The 22,187-nt window shown below is 67.3% G+C and carries 28 protein-coding genes; 9 read left to right on the top strand and 19 right to left on the bottom strand.

The window, feature by feature from the left end; all coding sequences use genetic code 11:
* Positions 1 to 30 precede the first annotated feature (30 nt).
* On the bottom strand, positions 31 to 2,130 hold the full coding sequence (locus tag GGQ96_RS13595) for a malate synthase G (protein WP_184115622.1): 2,100 nt from the start codon (positions 2,128 to 2,130) through the stop codon (positions 31 to 33).
* A 91-nt stretch (positions 2,131 to 2,221) separates the two neighbouring features.
* Here GGQ96_RS13595 and GGQ96_RS13600 point away from each other — a divergent pair, with 91 nt between their 5' ends.
* Complete coding sequence (locus tag GGQ96_RS13600; RefSeq protein ID WP_246360555.1) at positions 2,222 to 3,118, top strand: LysR family transcriptional regulator; 897 nt, start codon at positions 2,222 to 2,224, stop codon at positions 3,116 to 3,118.
* A gap of 22 nt (positions 3,119 to 3,140) precedes the next feature.
* Here the strand turns inward: GGQ96_RS13600 and hmgA are convergent, their stop codons facing one another.
* Together hmgA and hppD are read right to left on the bottom strand one after the other, a co-directional pair.
* Positions 3,141 to 4,439 carry a homogentisate 1,2-dioxygenase gene (gene hmgA / locus GGQ96_RS13605; protein WP_184115626.1) on the bottom strand — a complete coding sequence of 433 codons (1,299 nt, stop codon included), beginning with the start codon at positions 4,437 to 4,439 and terminating at the stop codon, positions 3,141 to 3,143.
* Positions 4,440 to 4,589: 150 nt separating this feature from the next.
* Positions 4,590 to 5,660 carry a 4-hydroxyphenylpyruvate dioxygenase gene (gene hppD, locus GGQ96_RS13610; protein ID WP_184115628.1) on the bottom strand — a complete coding sequence of 357 codons (1,071 nt, stop codon included), beginning with the start codon at positions 5,658 to 5,660 and terminating at the stop codon, positions 4,590 to 4,592.
* Between the two features lie 87 nt (positions 5,661 to 5,747).
* On the opposite strand from hppD, the gene GGQ96_RS13615 reads away from it, so the two are divergent.
* Positions 5,748 to 6,197: a MarR family winged helix-turn-helix transcriptional regulator gene (locus GGQ96_RS13615; RefSeq protein ID WP_184115630.1), complete on the top strand. Its 450-nt coding sequence runs from the start codon at positions 5,748 to 5,750 to the stop codon at positions 6,195 to 6,197.
* Positions 6,198 to 6,372: 175 nt separating this feature from the next.
* On the opposite strand, the gene GGQ96_RS13620 is transcribed toward GGQ96_RS13615, so the two are convergent.
* On the bottom strand, positions 6,373 to 9,006 hold the full coding sequence (locus GGQ96_RS13620; RefSeq protein WP_184115638.1) for a valine--tRNA ligase: 2,634 nt from the start codon (positions 9,004 to 9,006) through the stop codon (positions 6,373 to 6,375).
* Positions 9,007 to 9,112: 106 nt separating this feature from the next.
* Here GGQ96_RS13620 and GGQ96_RS13625 point away from each other — a divergent pair, with 106 nt between their 5' ends.
* Positions 9,113 to 9,265, top strand: a complete 153-nt coding sequence (locus GGQ96_RS13625) for a hypothetical protein (RefSeq protein ID WP_184115640.1) — start codon at positions 9,113 to 9,115, stop codon at positions 9,263 to 9,265.
* Between the two features lie 4 nt (positions 9,266 to 9,269).
* Here GGQ96_RS13625 and GGQ96_RS13630 read toward each other — a convergent pair whose 3' ends face one another.
* On the bottom strand, positions 9,270 to 10,166 hold the full coding sequence (locus GGQ96_RS13630) for an arginase family protein (RefSeq protein ID WP_184115642.1): 897 nt from the start codon (positions 10,164 to 10,166) through the stop codon (positions 9,270 to 9,272).
* Positions 10,167 to 10,216: 50 nt separating this feature from the next.
* On the opposite strand from GGQ96_RS13630, the gene GGQ96_RS13635 reads away from it, so the two are divergent.
* The 6 genes from GGQ96_RS13635 to GGQ96_RS13660 are packed head-to-tail and all read left to right on the top strand — an operon-like array spanning position 10,217 to position 16,185.
* On the top strand, positions 10,217 to 11,176 hold the full coding sequence (locus GGQ96_RS13635; RefSeq protein WP_184115644.1) for an alpha/beta hydrolase: 960 nt from the start codon (positions 10,217 to 10,219) through the stop codon (positions 11,174 to 11,176).
* Positions 11,173 to 11,688, top strand: a complete 516-nt coding sequence (locus tag GGQ96_RS13640; protein WP_184115646.1) for an RNA pyrophosphohydrolase — start codon at positions 11,173 to 11,175, stop codon at positions 11,686 to 11,688. Before GGQ96_RS13635 ends, GGQ96_RS13640 begins: the two co-directional genes overlap by 4 nt.
* 9 nt (positions 11,689 to 11,697) lie before the next feature.
* Complete coding sequence (locus GGQ96_RS13645; protein WP_343059058.1) at positions 11,698 to 12,663, top strand: DUF481 domain-containing protein; 966 nt, start codon at positions 11,698 to 11,700, stop codon at positions 12,661 to 12,663.
* Between the two features lie 56 nt (positions 12,664 to 12,719).
* A complete protein-coding gene (locus GGQ96_RS13650) occupies positions 12,720 to 13,922 on the top strand; it encodes a hydrolase (RefSeq protein ID WP_184115648.1) in 1,203 nt (400 codons plus the stop codon).
* A complete protein-coding gene (locus GGQ96_RS13655) occupies positions 13,919 to 14,935 on the top strand; it encodes an arginine N-succinyltransferase (protein WP_184115650.1) in 1,017 nt (338 codons plus the stop codon). Before GGQ96_RS13650 ends, GGQ96_RS13655 begins: the two co-directional genes overlap by 4 nt.
* On the top strand, positions 14,935 to 16,185 hold the full coding sequence (locus GGQ96_RS13660; RefSeq protein WP_184115652.1) for an N-succinylarginine dihydrolase: 1,251 nt from the start codon (positions 14,935 to 14,937) through the stop codon (positions 16,183 to 16,185). Before GGQ96_RS13655 ends, GGQ96_RS13660 begins: the two co-directional genes overlap by 1 nt.
* Before the next feature lie 26 nt (positions 16,186 to 16,211).
* On the opposite strand, the gene GGQ96_RS13665 is transcribed toward GGQ96_RS13660, so the two are convergent.
* The 14 genes from GGQ96_RS13665 to GGQ96_RS13725 all read right to left on the bottom strand — a co-directional run bounded on the left by GGQ96_RS13665 (position 16,212) and on the right by GGQ96_RS13725 (position 21,864).
* On the bottom strand, positions 16,212 to 17,234 hold the full coding sequence (locus GGQ96_RS13665; protein ID WP_184115654.1) for a site-specific integrase: 1,023 nt from the start codon (positions 17,232 to 17,234) through the stop codon (positions 16,212 to 16,214).
* Positions 17,224 to 17,457, bottom strand: a complete 234-nt coding sequence (locus GGQ96_RS13670; protein ID WP_184115656.1) for a hypothetical protein — start codon at positions 17,455 to 17,457, stop codon at positions 17,224 to 17,226. The genes GGQ96_RS13665 and GGQ96_RS13670 overlap by 11 nt, the downstream gene beginning before the upstream one ends.
* Complete coding sequence (locus GGQ96_RS13675; protein ID WP_184115658.1) at positions 17,450 to 17,638, bottom strand: hypothetical protein; 189 nt, start codon at positions 17,636 to 17,638, stop codon at positions 17,450 to 17,452. The genes GGQ96_RS13670 and GGQ96_RS13675 overlap by 8 nt, the downstream gene beginning before the upstream one ends.
* The gene (locus GGQ96_RS13680) at positions 17,625 to 17,918 is read right to left on the bottom strand and encodes a hypothetical protein (protein ID WP_184115659.1); all 294 of its coding nucleotides are present in this window, start codon (positions 17,916 to 17,918) and stop codon (positions 17,625 to 17,627) included. The genes GGQ96_RS13675 and GGQ96_RS13680 overlap by 14 nt, the downstream gene beginning before the upstream one ends.
* Positions 17,911 to 18,147, bottom strand: a complete 237-nt coding sequence (locus tag GGQ96_RS13685) for a hypothetical protein (RefSeq protein ID WP_184115661.1) — start codon at positions 18,145 to 18,147, stop codon at positions 17,911 to 17,913. The genes GGQ96_RS13680 and GGQ96_RS13685 overlap by 8 nt, the downstream gene beginning before the upstream one ends.
* Positions 18,144 to 18,452 carry a hypothetical protein gene (locus GGQ96_RS13690; RefSeq protein ID WP_184115663.1) on the bottom strand — a complete coding sequence of 103 codons (309 nt, stop codon included), beginning with the start codon at positions 18,450 to 18,452 and terminating at the stop codon, positions 18,144 to 18,146. The genes GGQ96_RS13685 and GGQ96_RS13690 overlap by 4 nt, the downstream gene beginning before the upstream one ends.
* Positions 18,449 to 19,051 carry a hypothetical protein gene (locus tag GGQ96_RS13695; RefSeq protein ID WP_184115665.1) on the bottom strand — a complete coding sequence of 201 codons (603 nt, stop codon included), beginning with the start codon at positions 19,049 to 19,051 and terminating at the stop codon, positions 18,449 to 18,451. Before GGQ96_RS13695 ends, GGQ96_RS13690 begins: the two co-directional genes overlap by 4 nt.
* Positions 19,048 to 19,248 carry a hypothetical protein gene (locus GGQ96_RS13700; protein WP_184115667.1) on the bottom strand — a complete coding sequence of 67 codons (201 nt, stop codon included), beginning with the start codon at positions 19,246 to 19,248 and terminating at the stop codon, positions 19,048 to 19,050. The genes GGQ96_RS13695 and GGQ96_RS13700 overlap by 4 nt, the downstream gene beginning before the upstream one ends.
* Positions 19,245 to 19,490 carry a hypothetical protein gene (locus tag GGQ96_RS13705; RefSeq protein WP_184115669.1) on the bottom strand — a complete coding sequence of 82 codons (246 nt, stop codon included), beginning with the start codon at positions 19,488 to 19,490 and terminating at the stop codon, positions 19,245 to 19,247. The genes GGQ96_RS13700 and GGQ96_RS13705 overlap by 4 nt, the downstream gene beginning before the upstream one ends.
* Positions 19,490 to 19,912 carry a hypothetical protein gene (locus tag GGQ96_RS13710; RefSeq protein WP_184115671.1) on the bottom strand — a complete coding sequence of 141 codons (423 nt, stop codon included), beginning with the start codon at positions 19,910 to 19,912 and terminating at the stop codon, positions 19,490 to 19,492. Before GGQ96_RS13710 ends, GGQ96_RS13705 begins: the two co-directional genes overlap by 1 nt.
* Complete coding sequence (locus GGQ96_RS13715; RefSeq protein ID WP_184115673.1) at positions 19,909 to 20,376, bottom strand: hypothetical protein; 468 nt, start codon at positions 20,374 to 20,376, stop codon at positions 19,909 to 19,911. The genes GGQ96_RS13710 and GGQ96_RS13715 overlap by 4 nt, the downstream gene beginning before the upstream one ends.
* Entirely contained in the window at positions 20,376 to 20,771 is a 396-nt protein-coding gene (locus GGQ96_RS13720) for a DUF968 domain-containing protein (RefSeq protein WP_184115675.1), read from the bottom strand. Before GGQ96_RS13720 ends, GGQ96_RS13715 begins: the two co-directional genes overlap by 1 nt.
* Positions 20,771 to 20,896: a hypothetical protein gene (locus GGQ96_RS21690; protein ID WP_281392664.1), complete on the bottom strand. Its 126-nt coding sequence runs from the start codon at positions 20,894 to 20,896 to the stop codon at positions 20,771 to 20,773. The genes GGQ96_RS13720 and GGQ96_RS21690 overlap by 1 nt, the downstream gene beginning before the upstream one ends.
* A 596-nt stretch (positions 20,897 to 21,492) precedes the next feature.
* A complete protein-coding gene (locus GGQ96_RS13725) occupies positions 21,493 to 21,864 on the bottom strand; it encodes an HIRAN domain-containing protein (protein WP_343059059.1) in 372 nt (123 codons plus the stop codon).
* Positions 21,865 to 22,187: the final 323 nt, after the last annotated feature.

Below are 22,187 nucleotides of genomic sequence, written 5' to 3' on the forward strand. Positions count from 1 at the left end.
GCAACGACCCAGAATGCACCTCGGGCCCGGTCAACCGCGCCGTTTCGCCTCGGCGCGGAAGCGGTGGAGCAGCGGCTCGGTATAGCCATTCGGCTGCGCGCATCCCTCGAACACCAGCGCGCGCGCCGCCTGGAACGCGATGCTCTCCTCCGCCCGCCCCGCCATCGGCCGGTAGAGCGGGTCGCCTGCATTCTGGACATCGACCGTCGCCGCCATCCGCGCCAGCGCCGCATCGACCTGCTCCGGGGTGACGATGCCGTGGAGCAGCCAGTTGGCGATATGCTGCGACGAAATGCGCAGCGTCGCGCGATCTTCCATCAAACCCACGTCATGGATGTCGGGCACCTTGGAGCAGCCGATCCCCTGGTCGATCCAGCGCACGACATAGCCGAGCAGCCCTTGCGCGTTGTTGTCCAGTTCCTCGGCGATCGCCGCCGCGTCCCAGTCGCGGTCGACCGCGACCGGCGGCGTCAGCAACTGGTCCAGCGCGGCCACCGGCTCGGCCGACCGCGCCGCCTGGCGCGCGGCGACATCGACCCGGTGGTAGTGGGTCGCGTGCAGCGTCGCGGCGGTCGGGCTAGGCACCCAGGCGGTGGTGGCGCCGGCGCGGGGATGCGCGACCTTCTGCTCCAGCATCTCGGCCATCCGGTCGGGGGCGGCCCACATGCCCTTGCCGATCTGCGCGCGCCCGGCGAACCCGCTGGCCAGCCCGATCTGCACGTTGCGATCCTCATAGGCGGCAATCCAGGCGGCCGACTTCATCGCGCCCTTCCGGATCATCGGGCCGGCGTGCATGGCGGAATGGATCTCATCGCCGGTGCGGTCGAGGAAGCCGGTGTTGATGAAGACGATCCGGTGCCGCACCGCATGGATGCACGCCGCCAGATTGGCGGAGGTGCGGCGCTCCTCGTCCATCAGGCCGATCTTGATCGTGTGGCGGTCCAGCCCCAGCAGATCCTCGACCGCGTCGAACAGCCGGTCGCTGAACGCCGCCTCGGCGGGCCCGTGCATCTTCGGCTTGACGATATAGATCGATCCCTCGCGGCTGTTCGCGCGCGCGCCGTTGCGGTCGTGGAGCGCGATGAGGCTGGTGACGACCGCATCGACGATCCCCTCCGGCGCCGCCCCGCCATCGGCCAGCCGCACCGCGGGCGTGGTCATCAGATGGCCGACATTGCGGACGAACAGCAGGCTGCGGCCCTTCAGCGTAAAGGGCCGCCCGTCCACGTCCCGATAGGCGCGATCCGCGGCCAGCCGGCGGGTCAACTGCCGCCCCTGTTTCTCGAACGTCTCGACCAGGTCGCCGCGCATCAGGCCCAGCCAATTGGCGTAGGCCTGCACCTTGTCCGCCGCATCGACCGCCGCGACCGAGTCCTCCAGGTCGCAGATCGTGGTCAGCGCCGATTCCAGCAGGATATCGGCCAGCCCCGCCGGATCGTCGCGGCCGATCGGATGGTCGCGGTCGATCACCAATTCGATATGCAGGCCGTGGTGGCGGAGCAGCCAGTTGTCGCCGGATCGCCCGACCAGCTGCCCCGGGTCCGCCAGCCCGGGCGCGTCGCCCGTCCAGTCGGCCCAGGACCCCTCCGACAGCGGCGCCGCCGTGTCGAGCAACGCCCTGGCCCAGGCGATCACCTGCCCGCCGCGCGCCGGATCGTATCCGCCGCCGGTCGGAACGGGGGCGATCGCGTCGCTGCCGTAGAGCGCGTCGTACAGGCTGCCCCAGCGGGCATTGGCGGCGTTGAGCAAGAAGCGCGCGTTGAGGATCGGCACGACCAGTTGCGGCCCGGCGATCCGCGCCACCTCAGCGTCGACACCGTGCGGATCGATCGTGAAGCGCTCCGGCGCGTCGACCAGATAGCCGATGTCGCGCAGGAATCGCTGATACGCGGCCTGGTCGATCGGGGCGCCGGCATGGGCACCGTGCCAGTCATCGAGCGCCGCCTGCATGCGGTCGCGCTCGGCGAGCAACGCCCTGTTTTCGGGTGCGAACCGATCCAGGATCGCGGCGAAGCCCGACCAGAAGCGGGCGGGATCGATGCCGCTGCCGGGCAGCGCGTGCTCCTCCAGGAACGTCGCCAGCGGCAAATCGATGGACAGTCCGCCGTGTCGTGTCTGCATATCGCTCATTGTCTGCTCCTCGCCGCCCGGTATACGGATCGTCGCACCTTTTCAGTAGACGCCAATATGTCGATGCAGTCGTTCGTCTGGGGAATGAATGATGATGGATCCGGACTATGATCTGTTCGTCGCGGCGGCCCGGCACGGCAGCCTGTCGGCGGGCGGCCGTACGCTGGGGGTTTCGGCCACCATGGCGTCGCGGCGGATCGGCAAGCTGGAACAGCGGCTGGGCGCGCAACTGATCCATCGCAGCACGCGCCGGTTCGCATTGACCGAGGCGGGCGAGCGCTTCCACATCGCCTTGCAGCATATCCAGGCTCAGCTCCACGAAGCGGAGGTTCGGGTCAGCGGCCGGCTCGATACGCCATCCGGGCCCTTTCGCATCTCCGCGCCGACATCGTTCGGCCGTCTCTATATCGCGCCGCTGCTGCCCGCGTTCCTTCGACGCTATCCGCAGTTGAGCCTGTCGGTCGACCTGTCCGACGGCTTTGTCGACCTGGTGGCGGCGCGGGTCGACTGCGCGATCCGCATCGCGTCGGACATTCCCGCCAGCCTTGAGTCCTATCGGCTGGGCGACAGCCGCCGCGTGTTGTGCGCCGCGCCTGGCTATCTGGCGAGCGCGGGCACGCCCGCCACGATCGACGATCTCGCCGCGCATCGCCTGCTGGCGGCGGAGGGCCAGCTGCCCTGGCGGCTGCTGAACGGCCATCGCTACGGTGTCGTCGACCGGCAAAGCCATGTCGGCACCAACAGCAGCGAGCTGGTCCGCGAATTGACTCTGTCGGGCATGGGCATCGCGCTGCGGTCGCTCTGGGACGTGGGCGATGCGCTGCACGACGGCCGGCTGGTCCGGGTGCTGCCCGACTGGGAGGGATCGAGCCGGGTCGGCATCCATGCCGTCCACACCCGCCAGACGATGGTGCCGCCGACGGTGCCCGCCTTCATCGCCTTCCTGCGCGAGCGGCTCGACCCGGCCGCCTGGGACCGTGCCGATTGAGGTCCGGACCAGCGAAGCCGGATCAGCGCGGCAGCACCGCCTTGGGGAAGTCCCCCCAGACCGCGTCGTAATCGAGTTGGCTGTGGGCCAGCGCAAAGTCGGTGGGGTGATAGGGCCAGCAGCTTTCCAGCATGAAGGCCATGGTGCCGCCGATCCTCTGCGGCTTCAGCTCCGCGTTCGACGCGCCCTGCCAGCTCGCCAGGTCGGGGCCGTGCCCGGCCATCAGATTGTGCAGCGACAGGCCGCCCGGCTGGAATCCCTCGGCCTTGGCGTCATAGGCACCGGTGATCAGGCCCATCGCCTCCGACATGACGTTGCGGTGGAACCAGGGCGGCCGGAACGTGTCCTCCGCCACCGTCCAGCGCGGCGGAAATATGACGAAGTCGGCATTCGCGCGGCCAGGAACGTCGCTGGGCGAGGTCAGCACGGTGAAGATCGACGGATCGGGATGGTCGAAGCTGACCGTGTTGATGGTGTTGAACCGCGACAGGTCATAGCGCCACGGCGCCAGATTGCCGTGCCACGCGACCACGTCGAGCGGACTGTGGTCGAGCGTCATGGTCCAGAGCGAACCCATGAACTTCTGCACCACCTGGGTCGGCGTGTCGCGGTCCTCGAACCAGGCGACCGGCGTCTCGAAGTCGCGCGGGTTGGCGAGGCCATTGGCGCCGATCGGCCCCAGATCGGGCAGCCGGAACAGCGCGCCATGATTCTCCGCGACATAGCCGCGTGCGGCGCCATCGGGCAGCAGGGCGCGGAAGCGTATGCCGCGCGGCACCAGCGCGATCTGCCCCGGCGCGACGATCAGCCGGCCAAGCTCGGTCCGCAATTCCAGTCGCCCGTCCTGCGGGATGAACAGCAGTTCGCCGTCCGCATCGACGAACACGCGGTCGGTCATATCCCTGCCGGCCGCATAGACGTGCAGCGCCACGCCCTCCAAATCCTCGGGCGGGCGGTTGACCAGCATCGTCGTCATGCCGTCGATCAGGTCGACCGGCGCGCCGGTCGCGACGATCGGGTCCCAGCGCAGCCGGTTGGGGGCGAGCGGCGTGGCGCCGCTGTCCCGCACGAATCGCATCGCACCCGGATAGGGACGATAGGCGGGATGCTCGGCGGTCGGCCGCATCCGGTAGAGCCAGGAGCGCCGGTTCTCGTGACGCGGCGCGGTGAAGGCGGTGCCCGACACTTGCTCGGCATAGAGGCCGAAGGGCGGCCGCTGCGGCGAATTGCGCCCGATCGGCAGCGCCCCCGCCATCGCTTCCGTCGCGACATGATTGCCGAAGCCGGCAATATAGCCCTCGTCCGTCCGGTATCCGGTCATCGCATCCTCCTGTCCCTGCGCGACGACTGAGGGAAAGCGGTCGCCGCCAAGGTCTGCATCCGATTCGCTCCACCTACCACCCCGGCAAAGACCGGGGTCGTAGGTGGGTTCCGCAACGATCCCTTTGTGAGGACGATGGAAGCGCCGCGATCAGGCGTCCACCGTCACCACGCCGCGGCGGATCTGGTCCAGCTCGATGCTCTCGTAGAGCGCCTGGAAATTGCCGTTGCCGAAGCCTTCATTGCCCTTGCGCTGGATGATCTCGAAGAAGATCGGGCCGAACATGTTCTCGGTGAATATCTGGAGCAGGATGCCCTCTTCCTGCACGTCGCCGTCGATCAGGATGCGGTTCCTCTTCAGCCGATCCAGGTCCTCGCCATGCCCGGGCACGCGCTTGTCCACCAGCTCGTAATAGGTCTCGATCGTGTCCTGCAACCGCACGCCGCGGTCGCGCAGCTTCTCGACGGTCGCATAGATGTCGTCGGTGGTCAGGGCCAGGTGCTGGATGCCCTCGCCATTATAGTCGCGGATGAACTCCTCGATCTGGCTCTTGTCGTCCTGGCTCTCGTTCAGCGGGATGCGGATCGCCTTGTCTGGCGCGATCATCGCCTGGCTGAACAGGCCGGTCGCCTTGCCCTTGATGTCGAAGTACTTCTGCTCCTCGAAGCCGAAAATCTGATTGTAGAAGGCGGACCAGGTCCGCATCTGCCCGCGCCGGACGTTGTGCGTCAGGTGGTCGAGCAGGTCGAGCCCGACCGAATTGGCCGCCTCCGCCTCGGCCGCGCCGGGTTCCGCCTGCCAGTCGTCGTAGAGCGTGCCGGCCGCGCCGTGCCGGTCGACCAGATAGAGGAGCGAGCCGCCGATGCCCTGGAGCACATAGGCTCCCGCGCCCAGCGCGCTGGCCGACGCGTCGGCGGCCTTCGCCCCGCGCGCCAGAGCCGCGTCGAACGCCCCCTTGGCGTCGGCGACGCGGAACGCCATGCCGTTCGCCGACGGGCCATGATCGCGACGGAAATCGGCGGCCTGGCCCTCGGCCATGCGGTTGAGCAGCAGGTTGATGCGGCCCTGCTTGTAGCGGACCACGTCGCGGGTCGGATGACGCGATGCGACGACGAAGCCGAGCTGCTCGAACTGGGCGGCCATGCGGTCGGGATCAGGCGACGTGAACTCGCAGAACTCGAATCCGTCCAGCCCCATCGGGTTGACGTCCATATGGTCCATCGTCGCTATCCTCTCGCACCCAAACTGGTATCCGTTGATACCAACATCCGTCTTTGCGCGGGGGATGTCAACGGTTACGCTTCGGCCATGACCACGCCGCTTCTCGTCCTGGACGACTTCCTCCCCTATCGTCTGTCCTTCACCTCGAACCTGGTCAGCGACACGATCGCACGCGCCTATGAGTCGCTGTTCGGGCTCTCGATCCCGGAATGGCGGCTGGTGACGGTCGTGGCGGAAACGGGCGGTATCACCCAGGCCGCGATCGGCGTGCGGACGCGGATGGACAAGGTGACCGTCAGCCGCGCCGCGATCGCGCTGGTCGAGCGCGGGTTGATGGCGCGGACGCCCAACGCGGAGGATCGCCGGTCGCACCTGTTGCGACTGACGCCCGAGGGCGAGTCGCTCTACGCGGCGGTCGCGCCCAAGGCGATCGAGCTGGAGCGTCGGATCTTCTCCGCCTTCCAGCCGGAGGAACTCGCGCAATTCGCGGCGATGCTCCGGCGGATCGACGAACGGGCGGTGTCGGCGGCGGGGTAAGGATCGCTCCGCGTGAGGGGGGCGAGTTTGCCCCTTCTTACCCTACACTGTTCCCCGGCGAAGGCCGGGGCCCAGATGGGAAGCTTGTAGTGACGGAGCGCTGCCCGTCACCATCATCGTCCCCCGACTGGGCCCAGGCCTTCGCCGGGGAACGGGATATGTGGAACGCTTGGGGCTAGCCCAGCCGCGTCAGCGCCGCCTGCAACCGGGTCGCCTCGGCATCCTTGTCGGCGTGATCGGCGCGCGCCTTCTCCACCGCTTCCGGCTTGGCGCGCTCGACGAAGCTGGCATTGCTCAGGCGGCCGGCCAGCGCGTCGCGCTCCTTCGCCGCTGCGGCGATCGCCTTGGTCAGGCGGGCGCGCTCGGCCTCCAGGTCGATGACGCCGGCGAGCGGCAGGACGAAGGTCGCCTCGTCGACCACCACCTGCGCGGCGCCGCCGCTCGGCTCCTCCGCGCCGCCCGCGATCAGGTCGACGCGCGCCAGTCGCGCCAGCACCGCCGCCTGCCGCGCGAGGCGCGCCTGCGTCTCCTCGCCCGCGTCGCGGACGTGGAGCGGCAGGCGCGCGCCCGGCGGCACGTTCAGCTCGGTCCGCGCGGCGCGGATCTCCGAGACCAAGCGGATCAGCCAGTCGATCTCGCGGCTCGCCTCCGGGTTCAGGCTGCGCGCATCGGGCTGCGGCCAGTGGCCGACGATCAGGTCATGCTCGCGCTCGGCCAGGCCATGCCACAATTCCTCGGTGATGAAGGGCATGAACGGGTGGAGCAGCGCCAGGATCTGGTCGAGCGTCCAGCCCGCGACCGCCTTGGTCTCGTCGTCGATCTGGCCCTTGATCAGCTCCAGATACCAGTCGCAGAAGCGACTCCAGACGAACTGGTAGATTGCGTTCGCCGCCGCGTCGAAGCGCAGTTCGGCGAGCGCCAGGTCGACCGCCTGCACCGTCGCGACGCATTCGGCGATGATCCACTGGTTCACCGCATGGGTCGCGGCCGGCGGCTCCAGCGTCGACGAACCGCCGATGCCATTGCCCTGCGCGAAGCGGGCGGCGTTCCACAATTTGGTGGCGAAGTTGCGATAGCCCTCGACCCGGCGCTCATCCATCTTGATGTCGCGGCCCTGGCTTTCCATCGCCGCCATGAAGAAGCGCAGCGCGTCGGCGCCATAGGTGTCGATCAGGCCGAGCGGATCGACCGTGTTGCCCTTGGACTTGGACATCTTGGCGCCGTCGGCGGCGCGGACCAGCCCGTGCAGATAGAGTTTGCGGAACGGCACCTCCTTCAGGAAATGCATCCCCTGCATCATCATCCGCGCATTCCAGAAGAACAGGATGTCGAAGCCGGAGATCAGCACGTCATTGGGGTAGCGACCGCCCAGCGTCGGGTCCGCGTCGTTCGGCCAGCCGAGCGTCGCGAACGGCCACAACGCCGAGGAGAACCAGGTGTCGAGCACGTCCGGATCGCGGATCAGCGCCACGCCCTCGCCCGCCTGCGCCTGCGCCTCCTCCTCGGTCTCGGCGACATAGGCCCTGCCCTCGCCGTCGAACCAGGCGGGGATCTGGTGGCCCCACCAGAGCTGGCGGCTGACGCACCAGGGCTGGATATTCTCCATCCAGTTGAAGAAGGTCTTCTCCCAGCTCTTCGGGACAAGCTGGATATCGCCATCGCGCACCGCCGCGATCGCCGGCTGCGCCAGCGTCTGGGCGTCGACATACCATTGATCGGTCAGCCAGGGTTCGATCACCACGCCCGAGCGGTCGCCATAGGGGGTCTGGATCACCCGATCCTCGACCCGCTCCAGCGCGCCGGCTTCCTCCAGCAGCGCGACGATCCGCTTGCGCGCGTCCGCCCGATCCAGGCCGATCAGTTCGTCGGGGACCAGCTTGTCGGCGGTCTGCACGATCTCGCCGCGCGCGCCGAGCATGTTGAGCATGTCGCGCGCTTCGATCCCGGCGCGGCGGCCGACCTCGAAATCGTTGAAGTCATGACCCGGCGTAATCTTCACCGCGCCCGAACCCAGCGCCGGGTCGGCATGTTCGTCCGCCACGATCGGGATCAGCCGGCCGGTGATCGGCAGGCGCACCTGTCGGCCGACCAGCGCGGTGTACCGCGTGTCCTCCGGGTTCACCGCCACCGCCATGTCGGCCAGCATCGTCTCCGGCCGGGTGGTGGCGACCGAGATGGTGCCGCTGCCGTCCGCCAGGGGATAGGTCAGGTGCCAGAACTTGCCCTGGATTTCGCGCGTTTCGACCTCCAGGTCGCTGATCGCGGTGCCCAGGCCCGGGTCCCAATTGACCAGCCGCTTGTCACGATAGAGCAGGCCCTGGCGGTGCAGCTCGACGAACACCTTGATCACGGCGGCCGAGAAGCCCTCGTCCATCGTGAACCGCTCGTTCGCCCAGTCCATCGAACAGCCCAGGCGACGGAGCTGGCGGGTGATGGCGCCGCCGCTCTCCGCCTTCCATTCCCACACCTTCTCGACGAAGCGCTGGCGGCCCATCGCGGTGCGCTTCTGCCCGTCCTTGGCCAGGTTGCGCTCGACGACCATCTGCGTCGCGATGCCGGCATGGTCGGTGCCGACCACCCACATCGCATCCCGGCCCTTCAGTCGGGCATGGCGGGTCAGAATGTCCTGGAGCGTGTTGTCGAGCGCGTGGCCGATATGCAGGCTGCCGGTGACGTTGGGCGGCGGGTTGACGATCGTCCAGGGCTCCGCGCCCGGCCGGTCGGGGCGGAACAGGCCATTCTCCTCCCAATGCCGATACCAGCGGGATTCCATGTCGGCGGGGTCGAAGGTCTTGGGAAGCTCGGTCATGCCGCCGCTTTAGACGGAGGCGAGCGGGTTCGTCACCTCCCCTCTTGACCGTCCAGCGGAACGCCGCACGGGGGCGGGCGGTTGGACCGTCTGAAGGAGCCAGGCGATGGACGACCCGATCAAGCCGACCCAAGACACGAAGGACCCCAACCTCTCCACCGAGCATCAGCGCGACGGCGATGCCCGGCGACCCTCCGACACGCTCGACAAGGGCCAGCCGGACCAGGAGACGATCCCGCGCAAATCCTCGCTGACCTGACCGATCAGCCCAGCGCCTCGGCAAGGGTCAGGATCGAATCGACGTGCCGGCGCGCGATCGCCAGCACGTCGTCGCCATAGCCGCCGCCGACCGTCGTCGCGAGCGGCACGCCCCGCCGCTTCGCCAGGCCGGCGACCAGTCGCTCGCGCGCCGCCAGTCCATCCAGCGACAGGGCCAGCCGCCCCAGCCGATCCCCGGCGAACGGATCGACGCCTGCCTGGTAGAGGATGAGATCCGGCCCATGATCGTCGAGCAGCGGCGACAGCGTCCGCTCCAGCGTCGCCAGATATTCGTCGTCCCCCACGCCGTCGGGCAGGCCCACGTCCAGCGTCGAGCGCGCCTTGCGGGCCGGGAAGTTCTTCTCGGCATGGATCGAATAGGTCGCGATCTCCGGCCGTCCGGCAGTGAGCGCGGCGGTGCCGTCGCCCTGATGGACGTCGACATCGACGATCAGGAGACGCCGGACGGCGCGTTCCTCGACCAGCCGGATCGCCGCCACCGCCAGGTCGTTGAACACGCAATAGCCCGCACCCGTATCGTGCAACGCGTGATGGCTGCCCCCAGCCGTGTTGGCGGCGAAGCCCCGGGCCAGCGCCAGCGTCGCCGCGGCCCAGGTCCCGCCTGGCACCATCGCCGCGCGCCGCGCCACCACCTCCGTCACCGGGAAGCCGATCCGCCGCGTCTTGGCCGCCGGCACGCGCGCCTCCAGCACCTCGGCGACATAATCGGGATCGTGCGTCGCCTCCAGCCAGCGGACCGGCATCGCCTCGGGCTGATGCCATTCGACCCGCCCGCCCTCCGCCAGCAGCAGATCGCGGATCGCACCGTTCTTGCCCCAGCGATAGGTGGAGCGGGCCGGCGCCTCGGTGACATAGGCGGGATGATGGACGACGGGGATCACGCCCCCTAATTAGGGTGCCGATCGCCTGGCCCAAGCCCCTTCGGAGGATCATGACCGAGACGCCCTTCGTCCGACCCGACGTCGCCAAGTTCCTGGAGTATCTGGAATCCACCCCCAGTCCCCGGCTCCACCAGCTCGCCCCGGCCGAAGCGCGGGGACTGGTGCGAGCGATGCAGGGCGTCGCCGACCTGCCCGCCCCGCCGCTGGCGACGGTGCGGGACTTCGCCATTCCCGGCCCCGGCGGGCCGATCCCCGCCCGACTCTACGACGCGCAGGAGACGCGCGGGCCCGGCCCCGTGCTGTTGTTCCTGCACGGCGGCGGCTGGGTGGTCGGCGACATCGCCAGCTACAACAGCCCGTGCGCGGAACTGGCGCGCCTGCTCCACCTGCCGGTGGTCGCGATCGACTATCGCCTCGCCCCCGAACATGCCTGGCCCGCCGCGCCCGAGGATTGCGAGGCGGCTGCCCGCTGGATCGCCGGCAGCCCCGACGCACTCGGCCTCGCCGTCACCGGCCTGGTGCTGTGCGGCGACAGCGCGGGTGGCAATCTGACCATTGTCACCGCGCTGGCGCTGCGCGACGCACCGGCGGCGGTGCCGGTGCTGGTCCAGGCGCCGCTCTATCCGGCGACCGACATGGTCGGCGATTATCCCTCCGCCGACCTGTTCGCCGACGGCTATCTGCTGACCCGCGACACGATGCGCTGGTTCGGCCAGTCCTATGCACCCGATCCGGCCGACCGCCGCGCCTCGCCGCTGCTCCACGACCTGGCGGGCCTGCCGCCGGCGGTGATCGTCACCGCCGGGCTCGACCCGATCCGCGACCAGGGCCGCGCCTATGCCGCGGCGCTGGCCGTGGCGGGCGTCCCCGTCACCTATCGCGAAGCGGCAGGCACCCTCCACGGCTTCCTCCAGCTCCGCCGCGCCATCCCGTCGAGCGTCGCCGACGTTGCCGGGTATGTCGACGCCTTGAGAGCCGCCATCGTCGAAGCGGAAGGAGCACGGGCATGACCGCCCTGCCCTATCGCCCCTGTGCCGGCATCATGCTGATCGACCGCCACGGCCGCGCCTTTGTCGGACAGCGGATGGATTCGACGCTGGAGGCCTGGCAGATGCCGCAAGGCGGGATCGATCCCGGCGAGGACCCGCTCGCCGCCGCGACCCGCGAACTCTGGGAGGAGACCGGCGTCGCCAGCGACATGGTGGAATTCATCGCCGCGCCCGACCAGGAGTTCTTCTACGACCTGCCGGAGGACTTGATCGGCAAGGTGTGGAAGGGCAAGTGGCGTGGGCAGCGGCAACGCTGGTTCCTGTTCCGCTTCCTGGGCGAGGACGGCGATATCGACATCGCCACGCCGCATCCCGAATTCCGTAGCTGGCGCTGGATCGATCCGGCGGAGCTGCCGCGCCTGGTGGTGCCGTTCAAGCGCGCCTTGTACGAAGCGGTGCTCGCCGCTTTCCGACCGTATCTCAATACGCAAATTGGTATCGAAGCGGTTTCCCAGTCGGATCGCCCGCGCTAGGAACGGGTCGTGTTTGCTGTCCTGTTTTCCGCCCTGGCGTCGGTGACCGTGCCGGCGGCCCCCGTGCCGGCTGTCGCCGCGCCCGCCCCGCCCTCACCCGCTCCCGCCCAGGCCGATGGCGGCCTGTCGGCGGGCGGGCAGATGATCCCGGAGAATATCCGGGCGATGCTGGATGCCGCGATCGAATCGGGCAACGACGGCGAAGTGTCGACCATCGTCAAATATGCCCGCGCCGCCGATCCGATGAGCGGCGACGCGGTGCTGGCGATCGCGCAGAAATGGCGCGACGATCGTGAGGCGCAGCGACGGCAGGTCATCCGCCAGGCCGGCTTTCTCAACCTGTGGAAGGGCCGCGCCGAGCTGGGCGGCTTCATCACCACCGGCAATTCGGAAACCAAGGGCGGGAGCATCATCCTCGACGCCTCGCGCGAGGGGCTGCAATGGCGTCACAAGTTTCGCGCTCAAGCCGATTTCCAGGAGAGCCTGGGCGTCACCACGCGCGAACACTATCTTCTGTCCTACGAACCCAACTACAAGTTCGGCGAGCGTGCCTATGTCTATGGCGCCTCACAATATGAGAGCGACCGGTTCCTGGGCTATTACAACCGTCTCTCCGCTTCGACGGGCCTGGGGTACAGTGCGATCAAGCGCAGCAACCTGCAACTCGACGTCGAGCTCGGACCGGGTTTCCGCCATACCGAGTTCACCGACGACAAGGTCGAGTCGAGTCTCGCCGGCCGTGGCTCGGTCGATTTCCGCTGGCGCATCCTGAGCGGCCTGTCGCTGACCCAAAATGCCTCGGCCTATGTCCAGAAGTACAACAGCACGGTGAACGGCACCACGGCGGTCAACGCCAAGCTGATGGGGCCGTTGTCCGCCGCGCTTTCCTATAATTTCCAGTATGAAAGCCAGCCGCCCGCCGGCCGCCAGACCACCGATACGATCACCCGCGCCTCGCTGGTCTACGCCTTCTGATCCGACGCCGGGCGCGGGATTTGCGCGCGCACCCCGGTTACGGCTACACCGGCGGGATGAGGGGACATGGGGGCCGGGAACGGTCGATAGTGGAACGCGCGGGCGACGCGCCGATGCTGGCGCAGGTGGAACACTGGGCGTCGGTCAACAGCGGTACGCGCAATCTCGCCGGGCTCGCGACCATGGCGGACTTGCTTGCCGACGCCTTCGCCGTGCTGCCCGGCGACATCGCGCTGGTCGCGCCGGAGCCGGTGGAGACGGTGGGCGGGGACGGCGTCGCCACTCCGATCGATCATGGCCGTCACCTGCTGCTCTCCGTCCGCCCCGCGGCGGACCGGCGGCTGCTGTTCACCGGCCATATGGACACGGTCTATCCGGTCGACCATCCCTTCCAGGCGCTGTCATGGCGCGCGCCCGGCGAGCTGGTCGGTCCCGGCGTTGCCGATATGAAGGGCGGGCTTGCTGTGCTGCTCGCCGCGCTGACCGCCGTCGAGGCGGCCGGGGTGGCGATCGGCTACGACGTGCTGATCAACTCCGACGAGGAAACCGGGTCGCTTGCCTCGCGTGCGCTGATCGAGCGATGCGCGCGCGGCAAGCTCGCCGCGCTCACCTATGAACCCGCCCTGCCCGACGGCACCCTGGCCGGGGCGCGCGGCGGCACCGGCAATTTCTCGATCGTGGTGCGCGGACGCAGCGCCCATGCCGGCCGCAATCCCGAGGAGGGTCGCAACGCGCTGGTCGCCGCCGCCGCCCTGGCAGTGCGGCTGGCGGCGGCGGCGGTGCCGGGGCTGACCGTCAATCCGGCGCGGATCGATGGCGGCGGCCCGAACAATGTCGTGCCCGACCTCGCCATCCTGCGCGTGAATTTCCGCCCGCGCCATGCCGGCGCGATCGCCGCCGCCCAGGCCGCGCTCGACGGGGCCGCTGCCGCTATCCGCGCCGATCACGACGTGCAGGTCGCCGTGCATGGCAGCTTCAACCGCCCGCCCAAGCCGGTGGATGATGGCGCCGCCCGGCTGTTCGCGCTGGTCGAGCGCTGCGGCGCCGATCTGGGCCTCGCTATCGCCCGGCGCGACACCGGCGGCGTGTGCGATGGCAACAATATCGCGGCGGCCGGCGTGCCGGTGATCGATACGATGGGCGTGCGCGGCGGCGCGATCCATTCGCCGGACGAATATCTGCTGGTCGACAGCCTGGCCGAACGCGCCGGCCTGTCGGCGCTCACCATCCTGCGGCTCGCAGAGGAAGGACTGGCGTGACGTTTCGTATCCGGGCGGCGACCGACGACGATCTCCAGCATCTCTATGAAATGGCCAAGCTGACCGGCGGCGGCTTCACCAACCTGCCGCCCGACCGCCGGGCGCTGCGCGCCAAGCTGGACCGCAGCCATGCCGCCTTCGGCCGCGACGAGGACAGCCTGTCCGATGAGGCGTTCGTGCTGATGCTGGAGAATGTCGAGACGGGCGAGGTGCGCGGCACTAGCCAGCTCTTCACCCAGGTAGGCCAGCACCATCCCTTCTACAGCTATCGCCTGGGCACGCTGACCCAGCACAGTCGCGAACTGGGCCGCACCTTCCGCGCCGAGATGCTGTCGCTCGCCACCGACCTGGAGGGGTCGAGTGAGGTCGGCGGCCTGTTCCTCCATCCCGGCGAGCGCGCCGGCGGGCTGGGGCTGCTGCTGGCCCGGTCGCGCTATCTCTTCATCGCCAGCCACCGTCCCCGCTTCGCCGATCGCATCCTCGCCGAGCTGCGCGGGATCATCGACGAGGCGGGCGGGTCGCCCTTCTGGGACGGGCTGGCCGGGCGATTCTTCGGGATGAATTTCCAGGATGCCGATCAGTTCAATGCGATCAACGGCCACCAGTTCATCGCCGACCTGATGCCCAAACACCCGATCTACACTGCCATGCTGTCCGAGGGCGCGCGCGCCGCGATCGGCCTGCCGCATCCCAATGGCCGGGCGGCGATGCGGATGCTGGAGCATGAAGGCTTCGCCTACGAGAATTACCTCGACATCTTCGACGGCGGCCCGACCATGACCGCCCGAACCGACCATGTCCGCTCGATCCGCGAGGCACGCACGGCCCGGATCGTCGCGATCGACCGCGACGGCGGAGTCGAGAGCCTGGTGTCGGTCGGTCGGCTGGGCGACTTCCGTTGCGCGTTCGGCCTGGTGCGCGAGGCGGCGGACGGCATCGTCCTGTCCGCCGATTGCGCCCGCGCCCTGGGCGTCGGCGAGGACGAGCAGGTCCGGCATGTGGGGCGGTGGTGATGTTGCGCGAGATCAATTTCGACGGGCTCATCGGTCCCAGCCATAATTATGCCGGTCTCAGCCCCGGCAATCTGGCCGCCACCCGCAATGCCGGCGCGACCGCCCATCCCCGCGCCGCCGCGCTCCAGGGCATCGCGAAGATGCGTGCCAACCTGGCGCTGGGGCTGGCCCAGGGCATCCTGCCGCCCCATCCCCGCCCCGATCACCCGTGGCTGGCATCGCTGTCGACCAATTATGCCGGCGCCGCGCCGCATCTGCGTGCGCAGGCGCTGTCCGCCTCGGCGATGTGGGCCGCCAATGCCGCCACCGTCTCGCCCGCGCCCGATACGCGGGACGGCCGCTGTCACCTGACCGTTGCCAATCTGGTGACGATGCCGCATCGCAGCCATGAATGGCCGGCGACGCTGGCGCAGCTCCGCCTGGCCTTTGCCGACCCGACCTTCGCAGTCCACGGTCCCGTCCCCGCCCCGTTCGGCGACGAGGGCGCGGCCAACCATATGCGGCTCTGCGCCGGGCATGATGCGCCGGGGCTCGAAATCTTCGTCTATGGCCGCAGCGGCGGCGGCTTTCCCGCCCGCCAGCATCGCACCGCGAGCGAAGCCATCGCCCGCGCGCACGGCCTCGATCCCGCCCGTACGCTCTTCGTCGAACAGTCGGAGGACGCGATCGCCGCCGGCGCCTTCCACAACGACGTGGTCGCGGTCGCCAACGAACGCGTCCTCTTCACCCATGAACAGGCCTTCGCCGATCCCGCCGGCACCTATGCGCAGGTGCGCGCGGCCATGCCCGAGGTCGAGATCGTCGAGGTGCCCGCCGCCGCGGTCAGTCTCGCCGAGGCCATTTCCTCCTATCTGTTCAACGCGCAGCTCGTCTCCACCGCCGATGGCCCGACGCTGATCCTGCCCGGAGAGGCACGCGCCACGCTTTCGGTCTGGCGCTGGTTGCAGGATCATGTCGCCGGCAACGGCCCGATCCGCCGCCTGGAGGTGGTCGATGTCCGCGAATCCATGGCCAACGGGGGCGGCCCCGCCTGTCTGCGCCTGCGCGTCGTCGCCGATCCGGCGACGATCGACCCGCGCTTCCTGGTCGACGACGCGCGGCTTGACCGCATCGCTTCGGTCGTCGAGCGCCACTGGCCCGAACGGATCGCCGCCGACGCGATCGGCGATCCGGCCTTGGTCACGCAGGTCGAAGGCGCCCGCGTCGCCCTGCTGGAGATGCTCGATCTTGTCGAATTAATTGACAGTTAAGTCGAACATAAGGTTTTCTGCCATTTCTAGCCTCCGTTTTCCACTGTTTTGTATGGGCGCGTTGCGTTCTCCCACCGATATACGGCGGCATCGGCAAGCTGCGCCTGGTCGCGACGGCGGGCGTAGTGCTCGACCATCTGCAGGCTCTGCTTCGAAATTGCGGCGGTCTGGGCGACGGTGCAGCCGGCTTCCAGAAGCGCGTTGATGGCGTTCTTGCGCAGCCCGTGCGGAACCGTCTTGGTGCCCAGCTTGGCGGTGAAGTTCTGCAGGATCGTGCGCGCTGTGGCCTCATCGAGCGGCTTGCCCTCGAGCGTGCAAACCACGACGCTGGTCCGCGGCGTCGCTGCCAGGATCTCGCGCAACGCTGCAGGCTGCGGCATGTCGAGCAGCGCCTTGGTCTTGCCGGTCTTGATCCGCACCCGGCCGCCTTCAAGGTCGGTCCAGGTCATCCGGACCACGTCGCCGATCCGCTGCGCCGTGTAGTAGAGCATGTGGGTCAGCAGCCGCACCGTGACATCGTCGGCCGATAATGCTGCCTGCAGGACCGAGATTGGCCATGGCTCGTGCTCGCCCATCTTCAGGGTCGGGATGGCATCGCAGGGGTTGGCGGGGATCAGCTCATTCGCCTTAGCCCACGAAAACATTGCCCCGCACGCGCGCAGCATGGCGTTGTACGCGCCAGGCGTGGCGGCCATCTTGTCGAGCAGCCGCATCATGTCGCCGCGGCGCACGTCCCCTGCAGGTGCGGTGGGCAGCCCCTTCGCCAATCGCTGCAGGTAGATGCCGTAGACCTTGTGCGTCGCTTCGGAGAGCTCGGCATACTTGGGCGACCGTTGATACCGCTCGATCAGCGCCGGGACGCGCAGCAGGTCAGGCGTTCGCCCGCGGTTCCGATGGCCCATCAGGGCCGCGTAGCTGCCGCCAAAGCCGGCGTCACGCAGATCGGGCAGGCGCGTATAGACCTTCTTGCCGTCCACCGTCTTGCCGGTGTCGAAATAGTAGTAGGTCCTGCCTTTGGAGCGGACGCGCTTGACGTACTTAGGCAGCAAGGCCCGGCTGATCCTTTCGCCAGTCAGACGCATGGCCGGACAGCCGGCTGATGTCGTCGTCGATCGCGGCCCGGTCCCAGTGATCCTCGCCGCCAATACGAACCGGCAGCGGCAGGCGACCTGCAGCAACCTCCGCCAGGAACTTTGCCGGCGCCAGGTCGCAGTACCGCGAGGCGGTCGACCGCTTCATGAGCCGGGGCCAGTCTGGTGCGATGCTACCCACGCTGGGCCTCCTTCATCTTCTGCAGAACTTCGGCCTCGACCTCAGGCCCTGCCCCGATTGAGTGGATCCAATGGCTTCCGGAGACGAGCAGGCGCGTCATGCCGAAGAACTCGCCGTTGGGCGGGTCGTTCTTCCATACGAGCTCCCCCTGCGTCGGCTGCACCATCTCACTGTTCGACATGGGCGGTTCCTTGGTGGGCGCGGGCGAGAGCGAGCAACCGTTTACCCGCTTCAGTCGGAATCCAGACGATGTCGCCATCGTCGGCATCTATCCCCTCATCAGTCTCTGGGTCGTAAGGGCGCTCGTAAGTCAGGCCGGCTTTCTTGCAGGCTACCTGCAAGTCATGGCCGTCCCAATCGTAGCCCTCGCTCATATGCTCGATCGCAGCTGCAAACAGCTTGGCGGCTGCGGTTATGTCCCCCGCCTCCACGCGCGAGGCCAGCTCCATCAGATCAGTCATGGTGGTTTCCTTTGATGAAGTTGCGGACGAGGCAGCCAATTGGGCTGAGGCGACACGTTGCTACCCAACCGTGGAAGCCCATGTAGCCGGATCGAAAAAGCAGATCGGCAGGGATGCTTTCGTTGTCGATCACCCACGCAAACGGATCAACGCTAGCGATCCACTCCCGCTGCGCCTTGCTCAAGCGCCCCGCGATCTCGGCTACCTGCTGGGGGTCTGGCGGGGTCATGCGGCGGCCCTCCGACGTTGCTCGCCAAGGGCAAATCGGGCGTCACCAATGCTCGGGCGGCGGTCGTAGACGGCCATCGCGAAACAACAGGGCTGACACCAGCGGAAGGTCTCAAGCCCATCATCGCCGCGCTCGGTCAGCACGCGATTGCGGGTGCCCGGCTCGCATGGGCCTGCACAGGTATGGCAGGTGCCGCCCCCACGGTTCGTGACCATCTTGTCAGACAGCGCGACCTCGCCGTTGCCAAAGTCACCGGCGAACGGATCGTCAGCGAGGCAGTCAGCCTCCCAGCGGAACGGCTTCATGCTTCAGCCTCCCCCGTAGCTGGGATGGTCGGGGCGGCTGCGAGGGCTAGGATGCTGCGAGCATCGTCCTGAAACACCGTCCAAAGCTGCCCCTCCCAGCAATCATGTTCCTCTGTTGCGGTGGCCTCTGGATCAGCACCGTGTTGCTGACAGAGTAGACGCGCGATCCGCTCCACCATCGCGGGGTCAGTCGCGGGCGGGAGGGAGGCGAGGGCCTGACTGGTGTCCAACGCTCGCCCGGCCACAACTGCGATGTCGTTGAACGCCTTGCGCACCTCGACGTGATCCGCGAACTGCATCGCGTCCAGTTGCGGGCGAATAGCGTCCTTCAAAGCGCCAGCGGCATCCGCCATTGCCTCGTAGTGGCCGCGCCACTCCCGCTCCCCCGCCCCGCTCGCGGCTTCGGCGGTGGCGAGACGGTCGGCAATCACGACGCGCGCCATGTCGGCAAAGTTGGCGATATACGATGTCGGGTGCAGGGCGACGCCGCTGCTCGGGTCGACCCGCTTCCATTCGTTCAGTAGCAACGTCCCGATGCGATCAATCTCTCGCACCTCCCGCGCCCGCGCCTCTGCGGCATCGGTGGTCGTGTCGGTCATGCGGGCCTCCGAAGGTCAGCGAGCGCACGCGTCAGGTCCATGCTGGCCCGGCGGATCGCGCCCCGCTCGCGAGGGAAATTGTCGTGGGTGAAGCTATGACCATGACGCTCGTATGGCTGCGCGTCCGGCAGAGCCTTGGCGCGGGCAATGAAGCGCTCGGCCTCGGCGACAGCGGCTGCAAGTTTGTCCCGCTTCATGCGAAGCCTCCACGATAGAGAGAGGCGGCCACCCGCCAGATCATCGCGATTGCGGCGGCGACTTTGCGACGGCTGCTGTCGAAGCGCGCACGGTAGACGTTGATGGACGAGCGCATCAGCGGAGCGATGGCGACTGCGATTTGCGCGCGCCGCGGCTCGATGGTGCTCCAAATGGCGTAGAAGCCGGCTCCGGCCATGAATGCCAGGCAAGCGACGCCAGTGACGTGCATGAGGATATGCATCACAGGGCTCCCCGATAGGGCTTGGGATGGGGTGGATTGGCCCAACCGTCAGGCTGGACGTCGCGAGGCTTGCCGTTAGGACCGATGACCCGGACCTTGCCGGCCGCGCCCTTCCCGATCACCGGGCAGTCGAAGGCATAGACCGGGCGAGGTTGACCAATGCGCAGGACGCCCCCGGCTTCGTCGGCATAGAGGTCGATCTCGCGGACCACCTCCATTGCCGGTGCCGTTACCGGGTCGCGGCCCAGGGCGATCAGCGCCTGTTCCTGCTGCGCAGTGAAGCGGCGACCTTCCTCCCAGATGGCAGCCCACCAGGGGAGAGGCTTGGACGGCGTCCAGCGGATGGTGTCCGGCCGGCGACCGAGGTACACGCGGCCATGGATTAGGCGATCCTCGGCGATGAATGCGGCAGCCTGGGTCACCGGCAGGCCTCCAGGTAGGCGACCGCGCCCCTACCGGCCTCAAGGCGACGACGCGCCTCCAACTCGACATAGCGGGCTGCGATCAGATCAACCTCTGCTTCCGTGGCATGACGCTCAGCAGCGTCGGCGATCGCGCGCAGGCCGAGCAGCACCTGCGCCAAGGTCGGCTTGCGCTTACCGCGGTTCAGACGCGAAAGCCGATCAGCTTCCTCGACCATCAGGAGCAACGCCCTGCCCGGCTTCTCTCCAGGCAGGTTGAGCTTCGCGGCCTTCTCTTCGAACATCGCGAATAGGTCTGACCGCTCAGCGATCATCGCCGACCGCTGGCTATAGCGCTGCTCGGGCAGCCTGATGATGCTTTCCAACTGACGGATGCGCCCGGCGGCGTAGGCCAGTTCCGGCAGCACGGCTTCCAGATCGGGATCGACCGGGCCGGAGACGATGCGGGGGGCAGCGGCGACCATCAGCGCACCGCCTCGCCGCGCGAAGCAAGATCACGCTCCCACGCGCCGCGCTCCGGCCATTTCGACCAAAATGTTTCTGAGATTGCCACAGCATCATGCCCCGGCAGCCCCTGTTCGAAACTCCGCCACCCAAGCGCGTGCTGCTGCTTGTGGCAGCTATCGCACAGAGGGATGCAGTAGCGGTCGGCGACTTTGGTCGAGGTGCCTTTCCCGCCCGCATGGTCGACGTGAGCCGCCACGGTCGGGTTTGCCTGGTCGCCGATATGCCCGCAGCGGATGCACGGCAGCTTACGAAGCCAGCGCCTAAAATCGCCGGCGCATTTCCATGCCGGACGGCCGGCGCGCGGCGGCTTGCGGGTCTGGAATGCCGACCGGGGCAGCGACGCGGCGCGCATCACAGACGCACCCGGCCGGCGGCAATCGCGAACAGCAGTTCCGTCTTCTCAGACGGCGACATAGCCTGAAATGCGCGGCGCTTCTCGGCTGCCGCCTGCAATGCGCTGTGGAGATGCTGGAGCATCGGTGTGAGCCTCCATGCCGCTTCGTGCGGCTATGGAGGTTTTATGTAGGGTGCGCCCTACTACGTCAACCTAAAAGTAGGGCGTGCCCTATTTTATTCTCCTCCGCACCCTACCCCGAGTTCATTCATCAAGGCGAATTTCTCGGGAGAGTCGGGTCGATCGCAAACGGGCACCTCATCCTCGTATGACTGCGGCCCGCTCTTCAGGCTTGGCGATGAATTTTTGGACTTAGCGTTTCGCACAGCCGGCTTATCAATCGGAGGTACGGGCTGCTCTATGCCCACATTGTCTGGGGCCACCCCGACCCCAGCGTCCGCACTTTTAGCGGTTCCAGTATGCAAATCGTAGATGCACCAAAACCTCTCCCGGAGAGGCGCATTATAGCTGTTCACGGCGTCATAGGTGATAAAGACGTCTTGTGTTCCGTTTGACTTGGCTGAGCCTACCAGGCTTTCCACCAAATGATAGCTAGCGGGAGCTTTGAGCATGGCCTTGAGAACGCCTTCACACTGCACCACAGGTTTATCCCTTGGATTGCAGCCAGCTAAGACGAGCAGAGGCAAGCACACTGTAAACTGGCCAGCATAAAACCATCTCATGCCCCCCACTCTCCTCCAAGGTCGTCTGGCCAAAAGCCGCAGTCATCAGCAATCGTTGCTCGTTGAGTTGGTGCCGGTAAAGCCGGTTCCTCACCATCAAACGCGACTCGCACCCACCCCACTGTCTGAGTGAGGCCTTGGAAGATGGCTTTAACGGTATGCCCCTGGCGGGTCAGGGTTCCGATGAAGACGGCGCGCTCTGAGGGCAGGTAGCCGAGCTGCACACCACGGCAGGAGAACACGGCGATCGCGTGTTCGTCGTAAGGGTTCTTGGGTTCAGGTCTCAGCTCGACCACCTCGCCGGGAGCGCATAATTGCAACTCAAAGCGGCGTGTTGGTCCGCTCTTGTTGGGATAGGTGATGCCCACTATTGCAAGCGACCGCGACCTCATCAACCATGACACAAGGTTAGGTTAGACACCTTTTCGAATACCCATATTCTGATATGGCTGCTTAGCTGCTTGCTACCAAGGTAGTTTTACTTAATGAATGAGAATAGGATGTTTCACATCCTGCCGCAGCGTATTGTCTAAATTCCTAATTTTAGACGTGATCCATGAGCGACATGTTCAGGCTACTTCTCTCAATTACTCGTCTTGCCTAATTTCCCGGGATAGAATTAATGTTCTTTCATACCCGTCACTTGTTAGGTAGAAACCAAATTGACCCGGCTCCCCAAACTTGAAGGTGC

The organism is Sphingomonas abaci (genome assembly GCF_014199625.1).
Lineage (GTDB): Bacteria > Pseudomonadota > Alphaproteobacteria > Sphingomonadales > Sphingomonadaceae > Sphingomonas > Sphingomonas abaci.